This is a genomic window from Streptomyces sp. UG1 (assembly GCF_049974585.1).
Lineage (GTDB): Bacteria > Actinomycetota > Actinomycetes > Streptomycetales > Streptomycetaceae > Streptomyces.
In genome coordinates, this window is sequence record NZ_JBNGGG010000057.1 from 48763 (window position 1) to 64389 (window position 15627).

14 protein-coding genes, 1 rRNA gene and 1 riboswitch are annotated in these 15627 nt (G+C 68.3%); of the genes, 3 read left to right on the forward strand and 12 right to left on the reverse strand.

The window, feature by feature from the left end; genetic code table 11:
• The first annotated feature begins 70 nt into the window (after nucleotides 1-70).
• Nucleotides 71-592, forward strand: coding sequence for a hypothetical protein (locus ACP4J3_RS44645; protein ID WP_426542913.1), 522 nt, complete (start codon nucleotides 71-73; stop codon nucleotides 590-592).
• 121 nt (nucleotides 593-713) lie between these two features.
• Nucleotides 714-1136 carry a TOBE domain-containing protein gene (locus tag ACP4J3_RS44650; RefSeq protein ID WP_426542915.1) on the forward strand — a complete coding sequence of 141 codons (423 nt, stop codon included), beginning with the start codon at nucleotides 714-716 and terminating at the stop codon, nucleotides 1134-1136.
• Between the two features lie 120 nt (nucleotides 1137-1256).
• On the opposite strand, the gene gcvP is transcribed toward ACP4J3_RS44650, so the two are convergent.
• The gene (gcvP, locus tag ACP4J3_RS44655; protein ID WP_426542917.1) at nucleotides 1257-4142 is read right to left on the reverse strand and encodes an aminomethyl-transferring glycine dehydrogenase; all 2886 of its coding nucleotides are present in this window, start codon (nucleotides 4140-4142) and stop codon (nucleotides 1257-1259) included.
• Nucleotides 4143-4318: 176 nt separating this feature from the next.
• A riboswitch (glycine riboswitch) is annotated at nucleotides 4319-4414 on the reverse strand.
• A 114-nt stretch (nucleotides 4415-4528) separates the two neighbouring features.
• Between gcvP and ACP4J3_RS44660 the strand changes: the two genes are divergently transcribed.
• The gene (locus ACP4J3_RS44660; RefSeq protein WP_426542919.1) at nucleotides 4529-4936 is read left to right on the forward strand and encodes a PRC-barrel domain-containing protein; all 408 of its coding nucleotides are present in this window, start codon (nucleotides 4529-4531) and stop codon (nucleotides 4934-4936) included.
• Between the two features lie 360 nt (nucleotides 4937-5296).
• On the opposite strand, the gene ACP4J3_RS44665 is transcribed toward ACP4J3_RS44660, so the two are convergent.
• The 11 genes from ACP4J3_RS44665 to rrf form a co-directional block, all read right to left on the reverse strand.
• On the reverse strand, nucleotides 5297-6742 hold the full coding sequence (locus ACP4J3_RS44665; protein WP_426542921.1) for a DNA polymerase IV: 1446 nt from the start codon (nucleotides 6740-6742) through the stop codon (nucleotides 5297-5299).
• Nucleotides 6743-6801: 59 nt separating this feature from the next.
• Nucleotides 6802-7461, reverse strand: coding sequence for a MerR family transcriptional regulator (locus ACP4J3_RS44670; protein WP_426542923.1), 660 nt, complete (start codon nucleotides 7459-7461; stop codon nucleotides 6802-6804).
• A 264-nt stretch (nucleotides 7462-7725) separates the two neighbouring features.
• Nucleotides 7726-8199 (reverse strand): bifunctional nuclease family protein, encoded by a 474-nt coding sequence (locus tag ACP4J3_RS44675; RefSeq protein WP_004002801.1) that lies wholly within the window; start codon nucleotides 8197-8199, stop codon nucleotides 7726-7728.
• Nucleotides 8200-8284: 85 nt separating this feature from the next.
• Nucleotides 8285-9022 (reverse strand): MerR family transcriptional regulator, encoded by a 738-nt coding sequence (locus ACP4J3_RS44680; RefSeq protein WP_426542926.1) that lies wholly within the window; start codon nucleotides 9020-9022, stop codon nucleotides 8285-8287.
• 41 nt (nucleotides 9023-9063) lie between these two features.
• On the reverse strand, nucleotides 9064-9969 hold the full coding sequence (locus ACP4J3_RS44685) for an FHA domain-containing protein (protein ID WP_426542928.1): 906 nt from the start codon (nucleotides 9967-9969) through the stop codon (nucleotides 9064-9066).
• Between the two features lie 61 nt (nucleotides 9970-10030).
• Nucleotides 10031-10885: a DUF881 domain-containing protein gene (locus ACP4J3_RS44690; protein ID WP_426542930.1), complete on the reverse strand. Its 855-nt coding sequence runs from the start codon at nucleotides 10883-10885 to the stop codon at nucleotides 10031-10033.
• A 5-nt stretch (nucleotides 10886-10890) separates the two neighbouring features.
• Nucleotides 10891-11223, reverse strand: coding sequence for a small basic family protein (locus ACP4J3_RS44695; protein WP_003988855.1), 333 nt, complete (start codon nucleotides 11221-11223; stop codon nucleotides 10891-10893).
• A complete protein-coding gene (locus ACP4J3_RS44700; protein WP_426542933.1) occupies nucleotides 11220-12125 on the reverse strand; it encodes a DUF881 domain-containing protein in 906 nt (301 codons plus the stop codon). Before ACP4J3_RS44700 ends, ACP4J3_RS44695 begins: the two co-directional genes overlap by 4 nt.
• 106 nt (nucleotides 12126-12231) lie before the next feature.
• The gene (locus ACP4J3_RS44705) at nucleotides 12232-14727 is read right to left on the reverse strand and encodes a sugar phosphate nucleotidyltransferase (RefSeq protein ID WP_426542935.1); all 2496 of its coding nucleotides are present in this window, start codon (nucleotides 14725-14727) and stop codon (nucleotides 12232-12234) included.
• Nucleotides 14728-14841: 114 nt separating this feature from the next.
• Nucleotides 14842-15450: a CDP-alcohol phosphatidyltransferase family protein gene (locus ACP4J3_RS44710; RefSeq protein WP_426542937.1), complete on the reverse strand. Its 609-nt coding sequence runs from the start codon at nucleotides 15448-15450 to the stop codon at nucleotides 14842-14844.
• Between the two features lie 108 nt (nucleotides 15451-15558).
• Nucleotides 15559-15627, reverse strand: a 5S ribosomal RNA gene (gene rrf, locus ACP4J3_RS44715); the annotation flags it as partial.

The following is a 15627-nucleotide window of genomic DNA, read 5'->3' on the forward strand; positions in this document are numbered from 1 at the left end:
CGCGTCAACGATGAGCCATAAGACGTCAGCAGCGTCCGCTCGAACACCCGGTCCCCCTACCGTCTGCACTGTGGACGCAAGCAGACCACGCCCGTGCCCGACCGGTGACCGCCACTGGCGTGACGGCGCCCGGTTCGCCGCGGGCTGCGCTCTGCTCTTCTGCGGCATGACCCTGCTGATCGACTGGGACGGGCACACCCTGACTGCGCCGCGCGCCATGCTGTGGCTGGTCATGACCGCCGTACTCTTCACGATCCTGCTCCCCGAGCGCGTGACCGCGGGCCCGGGCTGGCTCGCGGTACGCGGCCTCGTCCGGCGTCAGGCCGTACGCACGGACCAGTTGGTGACCGTACGGCAGTACGGCGACCTGGCGGCCCACCTGACCCTGTGCGATGCGGACGGCCGCCACCTGGAGCTGGACCCGCGGATCCTCGTCGAGAACCCACTGCTGTGGCATGAGCTGGACACCGGAGTACGCCGCTCACGGGCGAGCGGGACGCTGCGCGAAGGCATCGACGTACTGGAGCAACTGCGGCTCCAGATCGACGACGCGGAGGCGCGGGCGGTGCTCAGGTCGTCCGGGATCATCTGAACTAGCCCGTACACGACAACTCAACCGACATACCCTCACCCACCACGACGGAGCCCGACGGCGATTACGGTAGGAGTCAAAAGCCGCATACCCGGCAAGCTTCACCACGCGAGGCTTCTCCATGAGCCTGACCATCCGCAACAAGCTCCCCGGCACGATCACGGCCATCACCCCGGGCGAGGCCATGGCGATGGTCGACGTCCACCTCACCGGCGGCCAGGACCTCACCGCAGCGGTCGCCCCGTCGGCCGTCGAGGAGCTCGGCCTGACCGAAGGCACCGCCGTGAACGCCCTCGTGACCGCGACCCACATCTCCGTCACCACCGCCCCGACCGAGGAGGGTCTGCCCCTCCTCAACCGACTTCCGGGCACGGTCACCGGCATCGCCACCGGCGGCGCGATGGCATCGGTGAGCATCGCGGTCGAGGGCGGCGCCCTCACCGCGGCCGTCACCAGGGACGCCACCACTGACCTCGCCCTGTCACCCGGCGTCCCGGTCGTCGCCCTGATCGAGGCGACCGAGGTGGCCCTGACCACGGCATGACGCGGCGAGGGGCTCCATCCGACCACTCCCGGCCGACAGAGCCCCTCGCGTCACCTGCTACGACGCCTGTGTCTTTTGTATCTTTTGTGTGTTCTATGCCTTCTGTGACTCCTGCGAGACTCAGTCCTCGTAGGCGTCCAGCGGCGGGCAGGAGCACACCAGGTTCCGGTCGCCGAAGGCCTGGTCGATGCGGCGCACCGGCGGCCAGTACTTCTCGGCGGCCGACATCCCGGCCGGGAACACGGCCTCCTCGCGGCTGTACGCGTGCTCCCACTCACCGCCCAGCGCGCCCGCGGTGTGCGGAGCGTTCCGCAGCGGGTTGTCCTCGGCGGGCCACTGCCCCGAACCGACCTTCTCGATCTCCGCGCGGATGGCGATCATCGCCTCGCAGAACCGGTCGAGTTCGCTCAGGTCCTCGGACTCGGTCGGCTCGATCATCAGCGTCCCGGCCACCGGGAACGACATCGTCGGCGCGTGGAAGCCGTAGTCGATGAGCCGCTTGGCGAGATCGTCGACGCTCACCCCGGTCGCCTTGGTCAGCGGCCGCAGATCGATGATGCACTCGTGCGCGACCAGCCCGCCCGGGCCGGTGTACAGCACGGGGTAGTGCGGCTCGAGGCGCTTGGCGATGTAGTTGGCGGACAGCACGGCCACCTGCGTGGCCCGCTTCAGTCCCTCGCCGCCCATGAGCCGGACGTACGCCCACGAGATCGGCAGGATCCCGGCGGACCCCCAGGGCGCGGCCGAGACCGGCCCGACGCCCGTCTCGGGCCCGGCGGCGGGCTGCAGCGGATGGTTGGGCAGATACGGCGCGAGGTGCTCGCGCACCGCCACCGGACCGACGCCCGGGCCACCGCCGCCGTGCGGGATGCAGAAGGTCTTGTGCAGGTTCAGGTGCGAGACGTCACCGCCGAAGTGCCCCGGCTTGGCCAGGCCCACCAGCGCGTTGAGGTTGGCGCCGTCGACGTACACCTGCCCGCCGGCCTCGTGCACCTGCGCGCAGATGTCGGCGACATGCTCCTCGAACACACCGTGCGTCGACGGGTACGTGATCATCAGCACCGCGAGCTCGTCCCGGTGCTGCTCGATCTTGGCCCGCAGGTCCTCGACGTCGATCTCGCCGTCCTCGGCGGTCTTCACGACGACGACCTTCATCCCGGCCATCACGGCGCTGGCGGCATTCGTACCGTGCGCGGACGACGGAATCAGGCACACGGTCCGCTGCTCGTCACCGTTAGCCCGGTGGTACCCGCGCACGGCGAGCAGCCCGGCCAGCTCGCCCTGCGAGCCGGCGTTGGGCTGGAGGGACACCTTGTCGTAGCCGGTGACCTCGGCGAGACGTTCCTCCAGCTCACGGATGAGCGTCAGATAGCCCTGCGCCTGCTCGGCGGGCACGAAGGGGTGAAGCTGCCCGAACTCCGGCCAGGTGACCGGCTCCATCTCGGTGGTCGCGTTCAGCTTCATGGTGCAGGAGCCCAGCGGGATCATGCCGCGGTCGAGCGCGTAGTCGCGGTCGGCGAGCCTGCGCAGGTAGCGCAGCATCGCGGTCTCGGAGCGGTGCTGGTGGAAGACGGGGTGCGTGAGGTAGTCGTCGGTGCGCAGCAGCTCGCCCGGAACGGCGTCCTCGGTCGCCGCGTCCAGCGCCTCGATGTCCCCCTCGACGCCGAACGCCGTCCATACGGCCCCGAGCTGGGCCCGCGCGGTGGTCTCGTCGCAGGCGACGGACACGTGGTCGGCATCGACGAGGCGCAGGTTGACGCCGTTCTGCCGGGCGGCGGCGACGATCTCGGCGGCCTTCGAGGGGACGCGCACGGTGAGCGTGTCGAAGTAGGAACCGTGCACGACCTCGACCCCACCCGCGGTGAGCCCCGCGGCGAGGATCGACGCGTACCGATGGGTCCGCCGGGCGATGCTCCGGAGCCCCTCGGGCCCGTGGTACACGGCGTACATCCCGGCCATCACGGCGAGCAGCACCTGAGCGGTACAGATGTTGCTGGTCGCCTTCTCCCGCCGGATGTGCTGCTCCCGCGTCTGCAGGGCCAGGCGGTACGCCTTGTTCCCGTCGGCGTCCACGGACACGCCCACGAGCCGCCCGGGCAGGCTGCGCGCGAACTTCTCCTGTACGGCCATGTAGCCGGCGTGCGGCCCACCGAAGCCCATGGGCACACCGAACCGCTGCGTCGTACCGACCGCGATGTCCGCCCCGAGCTCACCGGGCGACTTCAGCAGCGTGAGCGCGAGCAGATCGGCGGCGACGGTGACGAGGGCGCCGAGCTCGTGGGCCTGGTCGATGACGGCCTTGATATCGCGTACGACACCGGAGGCACCCGGGTACTGCAGGAGCACGCCGTTGATCTCACGGGAGGCGACGTCGGCCGGAATCCCACCACTGAGGTCGGCGACGACCACCTCGACCCCCGCGGGCTCGGCCCGCGTCTCGATCACGGCGATGGTCTGCGGCAGCACATCCGCGTCGACCAGGAACAGCCCCTTCTTGTTCCGGCCCATCCGCCGGGACAGCGCCATGGCCTCCGCCGCGGCGGTCCCCTCATCCAGCAGCGAGGCACCGGAGGTCGGCAGCCCTGTGAGGTCGGCGACCATGGTCTGGAAGTTGAGCAGCGCCTCGAGCCGCCCCTGCGAGATCTCTGGCTGGTACGGCGTGTAAGCGGTGTACCAGGCCGGGTTCTCCATGACATTCCGCAGGATGACCGGGGGCGTGAAGGTCCCGTAGTACCCGAGCCCGATCATCGAGTCCAGCACCTGGTTGCGGTCGGCGAGCGACCGCAGCTCGGCGAGCACCTCGGCCTCGGTACGCGCCCCCGGCAGATCGAGAGAGTCGGCGTTCTTGATCACATCGGGCACCGCGGCGGCCGTGAGCTCGTCGAGGGAGCCGTACCCGACCTGGGCGAGCATCTTGGCCCGAGCCTCGTGATCAGGACCGATGTGACGCTGCTCGAAGGGAATCCCCTGTTCGAGCTCGGAGAGCGGAATGCGATGGGCGGTCATTGCGGAGGCCTCCTGGTCTGACGCGACCTTCGAGGGGCACCACGGCGCGGGTACCCGGACGGCCTCCCCCTCTGTCATCTCAACCTGAGAGCTTCACCGGATCGCCCGAGGGCCTCCGGCTTTCACCGTCGGTGAGAGCGGAAGCCGTCGACACCCGCCCTGCTTTCCAGAGTGACCTCGACCGTGCGGTACGTGGGCCTGAGAGATTCCGGGGAGGATTTGCTCCTTCGGCGCCTCCGGTGGTGTCCGGAGGACTCTCCCGCACGGGGTCAGCAGCCGCTAGAAAGCCTACCAGCGAGGCCGACGCACGGACCTTCGAGTGGCCGCTCTCACCAATCTGCCTTTTCGTAGTGCTAACGGATGAGTTGCGACCAAGTGGAGGGCCCGTGCAGACCGACATCGATCCGCGCAACCTGATCGGCCGCAAGGCCTTCGACCGCAACGGCACCAAGATCGGCACCATCGACGAGGTCTACCTCGACGACGCGACCGGAGTGCCGGAATGGGCGGCGATACGCACCGGCCTGTTCTCCCGCGACGCCTTCGTCCCCCTGGAGCCCAGCGAACTGGTGGAGGGCACCCTCCACGTCCCCTTCGACCGCACCCTGATCAAGGACGCCCCCGACTTCGGCGTAGGCCGCCACCTCTCCCCCGAACAGGAACTACAGCTCTACCACCACTACGGCCTGGACGTAACCTCCCCGCCCCCACCCCCCGACCGAGACTTCGGCACCCTGGCCTCCACGGACTCCCCGGACGACAACGCCCCAAGAAAACCGCACACCCACCCATAACCTGCTCCACATAGCCGCGGGCAGTCGTACCGCTGCTGCGACACGAGAGCGACCCGGCGGCTACACCACATAGCTGCGGGCAGTCATACCGCTGCTGCGACACGAGAACGACCCGGCGGCTACACCACATAGCTGCGGGCAGTCATACCGCTGCGGCGACACGAGAACGACCCGGCGGCTACACCACATAGCTGCGGGCAGTCATACCGCTGCGGCGACACGAGAGCGACCCGGCGGCTACACCACATAGCTGCGGGCAGTCGTGCCGCTGGGGCGGCACGGGTGGGCGCAGCGGCACCCCGCCAGCGCGGGCAAGCGCCCCCCGGCACCCCATACGCCGGTCAAGTCACACCCAACCGCTCAGCCGCTCCCTGCCCCCTTCCTCTCCCCCAAAGCCCCACCAGTCCCAATCACCCCACCAGGCCCGGCTCCCCCTCTCCCCGCCACCAACGGCAACGGCTCCGCCCTCTCCAACCCCGGATCATCAACCCGAAACGTCCGCACCCGCCCCGGCTCCGACCCAGGCGTCTCAAACCGCACAGTCACCCGCCCCAGCCCACTCCCCTGCACCCACCCATGCCCGTACTCGGCATGCCGCACATCGTGACCCGCAAGCCACCGCCGCCGCTCACCAGCCCCCTCGACCCCCCGCACAGCAACCACCGGCTGAACATCACCTCCCCCCACCGGTTGCTCTCCCTGCTCCTCCAGCCCCTCCCCACCCTCCCGCTCCCCGGCAGCCTGCGCGAACAGATCCTCCTGGGTGTAGTCGGCCAGCCCACTCACCCCGACCCCCAACAACCGCACACCACCCGTCGTATCCACGGATTCCAGCAGCCGCGCGGCAGCCTCCCGCACCACAGCCGGATCATCCGTAGGCCCCCGCAACGTCTCGGACCGGGTCAGCGTCGAGAAGTCGTACCGCCGCACCTTCAGCACAATCGTCCGCCCCGACAACCCGGCCTCCCGCAGCCGCCGCACACAGCGATCCGCCAGCCGCCGCACCTCCATTCCCACCCGAACCCGATCGTGGATGTCCACGTCGTACGTGTCCTCGACGGACACCGACTTGGTCTCCCGCTCGGCCACCACGGGCCGCTCGTCGTGCGCCAGCGCCATGGCGTACAGGGCATGCCCATGCGCCTTGCCCAGCAGCCGCACGAGCTCGTCCTCCCCGGCCTCGACGATCTCCCCGACCGTATGGATCCCGGCCCGCCGCAGATGATCCCCGGTCGCCGGCCCCACTCCCGGCAGGATCCGCGCCGACATCGGCCCGAGCAGCGCCCGCTCGGTCCCCGGCTCGATCACCACCATCCCATCGGGCTTGGCCTGCTCCGAGGCGATCTTCGCGAGCATCTTGGACGCGGCAAGCCCCACCGACCCCGCAAGCCCGGTGACCGCCCGTATGTCCGCCCGCAACTTCGTCCCCACCAGCCGCGCCGACGCCTCGTCCCAGGCCGCCTCCCCGGCCTCCAGGTCCACGAACGCCTCATCCAGGCTCAGCGGCTCCACCAGCGGGGACAGCTCCCGCAACAGCCCCATGACCTGCTCGCTGATCTCACGGTAGATCCCGAAGCGCGGCACGAGATACGCGGCATTGGGCGCCAGCCGACGCGCCTGCGCCATGGGCATCGCCGAGTGCACCCCGAAGACCCGGGCCTCATAGGACGCGGTGGCGACCACTCCACGCGGCCCGAGCCCGCCCACGATCACGGCTTTCCCACGCAGGCTCGGCTTGGATGCCTGCTCCACCGAGGCGTAGAAGGCATCCATGTCGAGATGCAGGATCGTGGGCGCGTTTCTCACATCTCCGATGCTGCCTCACGCCACTGACAATGCCCTGCTACGGCCGGCTGCTCACGGCCTCAGACCGCCCGGTTACGCCGCCGAGCCAGCTCGTCCGCCGGGTTGTGCCCGATGAGCGTCTCCCCGGTGTCGATGCGCTCCCCGTGCAACTGCGACAAAGCGCTCTCGACGTCCCGCCACACGACACCCACGGCGATCCCGAAGATCCCCTGCCCACCCTGCAGCAGTGCGTGCACCTCGTCCGGCGAGGTGCACTCGTACACCGTCGCCCCGTCGCTCATCAACGTCATGCGCTCGAGATCACGAAAACCCCGCTCGCGCAGATGCCGCACGGCGGTGCGGATGTTCTGCAGCGACACCCCGGTGTCCAGGAACCGCTTGACGATCTTCAGGACGACGACGTCCCGGAAGCTGTACAGCCGCTGTGTCCCCGACCCGTACGCGGGCCGCACGCTCGGCTCGACGAGGCCGGTGCGGGCCCAGTAGTCGAGTTGCCGATAGGTGATGCCGGCGGCCGCACACGCCGTCGGACCGCGATAGCCGATCTGCTCGGTCGCCATGGACGCCGCCCCTCCGCCGCTGCTGGGCACGGCCGCCGGTCGCTGCGGAGCGTGATCGGCCGCGCTGCTCTGAAGAGCGCTTTGAAGCGGGTACGGACCGCTCGCCCCGAGACTGCGCTCGGGAGTGCCCCCCACCGTACCGTCGCCGCTGCTTCTCACGCCGACCTCCGTCCTTGACCTGCCTTCTCGACGGTAGGCAGTCACCAGGGGTGCGTCAACGATCGCCACACTCGGCACGCCGAGTGATAATCACCCTAGGAGTGGTTTCCCGTACCCCACCGCGGGGAAAGGCTAGCCGAATGCGCTCGGAGCAGGCCGCAGGACGCTCTCGCTCGCCGCTGGCAAATCCCGGCATTTAAGCCGTAACCGACTGTGGACCGCACCACCACGGACCGCAAGTCCACCGGGTGCCGCCCACTCATCTCACTGGCTGCTGGTGCCGAAGTCCTCGGGCGAGATCTGGTCGAGGAACTCGCGGAACTTCTCCACCTCGTCCTCCTGCTCGTCCGGGATCGCGATGCCGGCGTCGTCGAGCACCCCGTCGCTGCCGTAGATCGGCGTTCCGGTGCGCAGGGCCAGGGCTATGGCATCGGAGGGGCGGGCGCTCACCTCGACGCCGCTGGCGAACACCAGCTCCGCGTAGAAGACGCCCTCACGCAGGTCCGTGATGCGCACTTCGGTGAGCTCCTGACCGACGGCCTCCAACACGTCCTTGAACAGGTCGTGGGTCAGCGGTCGCGCGGGGGCCATGCCCTGCTGGGCGAAGGCGATCGCCGTCGCCTCCCCCGGCCCGATCCAGATGGGGAGGTAACGGTCGCCTCCCACTTCGCGCAGGAGCACGATCGGTTGGTTGGAGGGCATTTCCACCCGGACACCTACGACATCGAGCTCGTTCACACAGCAACCCTAGGCCGTGCTCGGGACGTTTGGGTAGTCGGGCAGAGAACGGGTGGCCGATCCGGCCTTCCTGTGCATGCCCCGCTCAGGGCAGCCGCACCCCGAGAGCGGTCTGCACGAGCGCGGCGTGCAGCTTCACGGTGAGCCCCGCCAGCTCCTTGGCGCGCGCCTCGGCATGAGCCCTGGTCTGCGGGTTGCGATGCCGTCTCAGCGGCGCCACGACCTGGTCCACGAGCCCGGCCTCACGGTCGGCCGCGGCCTTCATCACCCGAAGATGCCTTGGCTCGATCCCGAACCGCCCCAGCTCGGCCACGAGCGAGGCCACGGTGACCGCCTCCGCCTCGTACGTCCCGTCCGGCAGCGCGGTGATCAGGCCGTACGACTCCCACTCCGCAAGCTCCCGCTCACCGATCCCGGCGGCGGCCAGCAGCTCGGCCCGTCCCATCCGGGCCGACGTGGGTGCCTCGACGGGCTCCAGGACCGTTTCTCCGTCCCGCTGGCGGCACAGGGTGGGCAAGGGTGCCGCCTCGCCGCGCTCCATGGCGTCCAGGTGCTCCCGGATCACCTTGAGCGGCAGATAGTGGTCCCGCTGCATCCGCAGGACGTGGCCCAGCCGCTCCACGTCCTGTGCGCTGAATTTGCGATACCCCGAGGGGGTCCGCCGCGGCTCGACCAGGCCCTCCGACTCCAGGAAACGGATCTTGGAGATGGTGATGTCAGGGAACTCCGCGCGCAGCACGTTCAGCACCGTGCCGATGCTCATCAGCCGACTGTCCGTGGCGGCAGTGCCATGACCGGCACCGCCGCTCGGTGTTTTCAGCATGGACCTTCCCTGGGTCTCCCCGGACGGGCTCCGGGGGAGGGTCAGTAGCCCCGCTGGCTCGCGTAGAAGACCAGCCGGTACTTGCCGATCTGCACCTCGTCGCCGTTGTTCAGAGCGACCTGGTCGATCCGCTCGCGGTTGACGTACGTGCCGTTCAGACTGCCGACGTCGGCCACCGTGAACGAGCCGTCCTGAGCGCGGCGGAACTCGACGTGCCGACGCGAGACCGTCACGTCGTCCAGGAAGATGTCGCTCTGCGGGTGACGGCCGGCCGTGGTCAGATCGCCGTCCAGGAGGAAGCGGCTGCCCGAGTTCGGCCCGCGGCGCACCACCAGCAGCGCGGAGCCCAGCGGCAGCGCGTCGACGGCGGCCTGGGCCTCGGGCGACAGCGCCGGGATCGGCGTCTGGCCGGTGGCCTCGGCGTCGTAGGCCTCGAGACCGGAGATGGAGATCGTGGAGGTCGTCTCGGACGGACGCTCGGCCGCCGCACCGCTCCGCAGCGGGGCGCCGCAATTGGAACAGAACCGGCTGTTCTCCGCGTTGCGGTTACCGCACCTCGTACACACCAGGGCCGACATCGGGGAAAACCCTCCACCCGTACTTGAGGTTGACGGTTGCCCGAAACCTATGCCGCCGGACTGGTCAGGGTCAACCGACGGCGCGCCCTGACCTCCGGAAATGTCACCGCCCGGCCCAGATACCTGGTCTCTGAACAGCGGGCGCTGCGCATCCTCGTCCCCCTGCGCGCGATGACGAGCGGTCGCGTTGGCGTTGTCCTCTCGCGCGCTCTTGCCGAACAACTTCGCAAACAACTTCACGGGCGATTCCCCTTGACCGAAACAGACCCGCCCGTGGGGCAGGACGAACCCTGACTGCACTCTCTGGCCGACTCGGACATCCTCACAACGTCCGTCTCCACCAGACAGTTTCCACCACGCACCACCCATTCGGTGCGCCGACCCCCCGCAACCTCATGCCCTCCCCGGACGTCCCCCATGCACCCCCGGTTCACTGGGAGGACGACCGAGCGTAGTCAGGCCGCTTCGCCGCTCGCAAGGCATCCACGACGATCTTGTCCGACCGCTCGATCGTCACGGTGGCCTGCTCCTTCTCGAGGGTCTGCACCACGCCTCCAGGAATGTTGAGCGCCGGCTCGAGGTCCTGCGGTTTGCCGATGACCTTGAAACGATAGGGCGCGTTGATCTTGTTCCCGTCGACACTCACGCCGTTGCCGGAATCGCTGAAGTACGTGCCGGCGACGACGCGCACACCGTTCACCTGGATCGCCTCCGCGCCCGCGGCACGCAGCTCCTGGATCGCGTCGAGCAGCATGTTCGCCTCGACCGTACCCTTCGTGTAGTCGATGGTCATCGTGATGCCGGGCCCCTGCGCGGCCACCGTGCCCGCCAGAATGCCGAGTTGCCTCTCCTTCTCGATCGTCTGCTTACGGGCCTCCTCGGCCTGGTCCGAACTGTTCTCCAGTTCGTCGCGCTGCTTCTCGAGACCCTGCTTCTCGTCCTCAAGACGCTGAGTACGGTCGTCCAGTTCATCGAGGATGCGAACGAGATCTTCCTGACGTGCGCCGCGCAGCGCGGTGTCGCTGTCGCTGTTCGACGCCACCTGGACGGCCAGACCGAACCCGAGGCCGAACAGCAGCAGGGCGACGATGAGTTGGGCCCGGGTGACGCGGGGCGGCCACAGCCCGTTCGCGAGCCGCTGCCGACCGGTCAGCCCGTCGTCCTGCCGCTCGTCGGCCGTCGCCGCGCTCCCGGAGCCGTTCTCGACCTCGGCCGCACTCGCCGGCACCTCCTCGGGCAGCTCCTTGCGGAACCTGTTCCCCGGTGTCTCGTCGTGGTCGCTCATGGGCCTCACGCCCGGAACACGTGCCGGCGAATCGCCGCGGCGTTGGAGAAGATCCGGATGCCGAGGACGACGACGACACCCGTGGAAAGCTGCGCGCCCACGCCCAACTTGTCACCGAGGAACACGATCAGCGCGGCCACGACCACATTGGACAGGAACGACACGACGAAGACCTTGTCGTCGAAGATCCCGTCGAGCATGGCCCGCAGACCGCCGAAGACGGCGTCGAGAGCCGCCACGACGGCGATCGGCAGGTAAGGCTCGACGACCGCCGGAACCTCAGGCCGGACCAACAGTCCGGCCACGACTCCCACGACGAGGCCCAGTACGGCGATCACGATGTGCCCTTCTCGGATTTCTCGGTGTTCGGCTGTGCTGTACGTACGGTCACACTCGGTGCGGCGGGCAGCCGGAGATCGTCCTGGACGGAGATGTTGGTCCTGATCCCGAAGCTCTCCTGCAGGGCGTCCAGGTACAGCCCGTCGGCACTGTCCTGGAACCTGCGGCTCAGCCGCTCCCCGTCCCCCACCGCGAGCACCGTGTACGGCGGAACCAGCGGCTTGTTGTCGACCAGTATCGCGTCACCGGCGGCCCTGATCGCAGACAGAGCGGTCAGCCGCTGCCCGTTGATCGAGACGGCCTCGGCGCCCGACTCCCACAGCCCGTTGACGACCCGCTGCATGTCGCGGTCGCGCACCCGCCCGGTGTCGGAGAACCCGGACGTCCCCCGCGGGTCGCCGTCGCCGTCCGTGCCCGCTTCCTTGGCGTCGTTCACGACCAGCTTCACGCCGGGCCCGTGCACCTCCACGGCGCCCGCCAGGATGTCCACGAGTTCGGTACGGTCGCTGCCGCCCGCCGTCTTCAGGGCCTCGCGCTGCCGTGCGCTCACATCGCCGCGCAGCTCGTCGACGGTGTCCTCCAGCTTGTCCGCCGCGGCTGTCTCACGGTCGATGCGGTCGATCAGCTCCTCGCGCTCCTTGGCGACGACGGGCGCCGCGACGCGCGCCTGCGCCGCCCCCACGGTCACCACGAGCGCCGCGAGCACCAGGCCGACGGCGAGCCCCAGCTTCGCCCTGAGCGTCTTGGGCAGGCCCCCGTCCCCGGCCGCCCTCTTGCGCGCCGCAGCCTCGGCGTACCCGTCGTCGAGGCTGTGATCCATGACGTTGGTGAGCAGCGACATGGACGCGTCCGGGCGCGCAGGGGGCGTAGGTGTGCTCCGAACGGGGGGCTGCTGCGGCATGCCGCACATCGTCGCACGCCGCGACCACTACCTCCGAATGGCCCCACCGACGAGCCGGACAGGCTCCTTCGAGGACGCCTGTCCGGCACCCGACGTGCTCTGTGCCTTACCGTCCGGCGCTGTCCACGACCGCCGACCACTCGTCGAGCAGAGCTTGCGCGGACGCGTCGTCCGGACCCTCGGCCCACAGGTGAGTGACCGCCTCCGCCGGGTCCGGCAGCACCATCACCCAGCGCCCGTCGGTCTCGACGACCCGTACGCCGTCAGTCGTATCGACAAAGCGATCTCCGGCCTCCTCCACGACCCGCCGCATCACCAGCCCCTTGACGGCCCAGGGCGTCGCAAGGTCCCGCTTGATGACATGCGCCCGCGGAATCCGCGCGTCGATCTGGCTCAGCGTGAGCTGTGTCCGCGCCACCAGCCCGATCAGCCGTACGAAGGCCGCCGTACCGTCGAAGACGCTGCTGAACTCCGGGACGATGAACCCGCCCCTGCCGTCACCACCGAAGATGGTCGTGTCGTCACGGCCCACCCTGGTCAGGTCATCGGGCGAGGTCGTCGTCCACTCCACCTGCGTCCCGTGATACGCCGCCACCTGCTCGGCGATCCTCGTGGTGGTCACCGGCAGCGCCACCCGCCCGCTGCGCCGCTCAGCGGCCACCAGGTCGAGCATGACCAGCAGAGCCCGGTCGTCCTCGACGATCCGCCCCTTCTCGTCCACCAGCGACAGCCGCTCACCGACCGGGTCGAACCGCACCCCGAAGGCGGCCCGCGCGGACGCCACGATCTCTCCCAGCCGCACCAGCCCCGATCGCCGCGTGTCCGCCGACTCCGTGGGCCTGGACTCGTCGAGACCGGGGTTAATGGTCAGCGAATCGACCCCGAGCTTCCCCAGCAGGCTGGGCAGCACGAGCCCGGCACTGCCGTTCGACGCATCGACGACGACCTTGAGTCCCGACTCCGAGATCCCGGTCGTATCGACGTTCCGCAGCAACGACCCGGTGTACGAGTCGAAGACGCTCGCCGGAAAGTGCAGGTCCCCGATCTCTCCCGGGAACGCACGCCGGTACTCCTGCCTGGCGAAGACCCTGTCCAGCTTCCGCTGACTGGCCTGCGACAGGTCGGCTCCCTGCCCGTCGAAGAACATGATGTCGACGGAATCCGGCACCCCGGGCGTCGTCCGGATCATGATCCCGCCGGCACTGCCTCGTGCGGTCTGCTGCCGCGCCACGGGCAGCGGTACGTTCTCCAGATCTCGTACGTCGATGGCGCTGGCCTGGAGCGCGGAGATGACCGCCCGCTTCAGCGCCCGGGCACCACGGGAGTGGTCGCGGGCCGTGGTGACGGTGGAGCCCTTCTTCAGGGTCGTCGCATAGGCGCCGGCGAGGCGCACGGCGAGTTCGGGCGTGATCTCCACGTTCAGGATTCCGGATACCCCGCGGGCGCCGAAGAGATGCGCCTGGCCCCTCGACTCCCAGATCACCGAGGTGTTGACGAAGGCGCCGGCCTCGATGGTCTTGAACGGATAGACGCGCACGTTCCCCTGAACGATCGATTCCTCACCGATCAGGCACTCGTCACCGATGACCGCGCCGTCCTCGATCCGAGCGGCACGCATGATGTCGGTGTTCTTTCCGACCACGCAGCCACGCAGATTGCTGTGCTGCCCCACGTACACGTTGTCGTGCACGACCGCCTTGTGCAGAAAGGCTCCGCTCTTCACGACGACGTTCGAGCCGACGACGGTGTGCTCCCGGATTTCCGTACCGGCCTCGACCTTGGCGTAGTCCCCGATGTACAGCGGACCACGGAGAACGGCGTCGGGATGTACTTCGGCGCCTTCGGCCACCCACACGCCCGGAGAGAGCTCGAAGCCGTCGAGCTCGACGTCGACCTTGCCCTCCAGGACGTCGGCCTGCGCCTTCACATAGCTCTCGTGAGTGCCGACGTCCTCCCAGTATCCCTCCGCGACATAGCCATAGATCGGCTTGCCCTCCTTCATCAACTGCGGGAAGACATCGCCGGACCAGTCCACGGGAACATCAGGCTCGACATAGTCGAAGACCTCGGGCTCCATGACATAGATTCCGGTGTTCACGGTGTCCGAGAAGACCTGACCCCAGGTCGGTTTCTCGAGGAAGCGCTCGACCTTGCCTTCCTCATCGACAATCGTGATGCCGAATTCCAGCGGATTGGGCACTCGCGTCAGACAGACGGTGACGAGCGCCCCCTTTTCCTTGTGGAAGTTGATCAGCTCGGTGAGGTCGAAGTCAGTCAGGGCATCGCCGGAGATGACAAGGAAGGCATCGTCCTTCAACGCCTCTTCGGCGTTCTTGACGCTTCCGGCGGTACCGAGTGGCTTCTCCTCATTGGCATAACTGAGCTCCATTCCGAGCTCTTCACCGTCACCGAAGTAGTTCTTGACCAGCGAAGCCAAGAACTGCACGGTCACGACGGTCTCATTCAGACCATGCCTTTTGAGCAGCCGCAGAACGTGCTCCATGATCGGCCGGTTGGCCACCGGCAGGAGCGGCTTGGGCATGCTTGAGGTCATGGGGCGAAGGCGTGTGCCTTCGCCTCCGGCCATCACGACGGCCTTCATGTCGGAAGCGTCCTCCTCGAAGAGACGACGGTCTAGCCGACTTCACCCGTCCAGATTGTCCCGCACTTTTCCGCCGCGGGCCATCGAGCCGTCACGCCCGTTCAATCCGCGGGTTCACTCGGCCATGGCGTCCGCTCGGACCAGACGGCGGACTTGTACCACGTAGAGGACTCCTGCCCACCAGTACAGCGTCGTACCCCATCCGGCGAACGCCCATCCGAAAATAGCAGCGAGTGACGCGATCCATCCACTTCCGTCACTGAGCAACAGCAACGGGAAGGCATACATCAGGTTGAACGTGGCCGCCTTCCCAAGGAAGTTCACCTGCGGCGGCGGATAGCCATGGCGCCTGAGGATGCCCACCATCACCAGCAGAAGCAGCTCTCGCGCCAAAAGTACAACCGTCAACCAGATCGGCAGAATCTCGCGCCAGGTGAGGCCGACCAATGTCGAGAGAATGTAGAGCCGGTCGGCCGCCGGATCGAGAAGCCGGCCGAGGCTGCTGATCTGGTTCCAACGCCGCGCGAGCTTGCCGTCCAGGTAGTCGCTGATGCCGCTCAGAGCCAACACCAGAAGGGCCCAGCCATCGCTCTTCGGCCCGCCGAACTCGGGCCTGAGGATCAGCCACAGGAACAGCGGCACGCCAAGCAGCCGCGCCATGCTGAGGATGTTGGGGATGGTGAGGACCCGATCCGTCTGGACGCGAGTCTCCTGGACCTCCACCCGGGGGCCTCCTGTGGGAAACGTACCTACGATGCTCCCTGACCCTACCTCAACGCAAAAAGCTCTGGCTCTTGGGCTGTGTGCCCAAGAGCCAGAGCTCTAAAAGGAGTTCGGCGGCGTCCTACTCTCCCACAGGGTCCCCCCTGCAGTACCATCGGCGCTGTAAGGCTTAGCTTC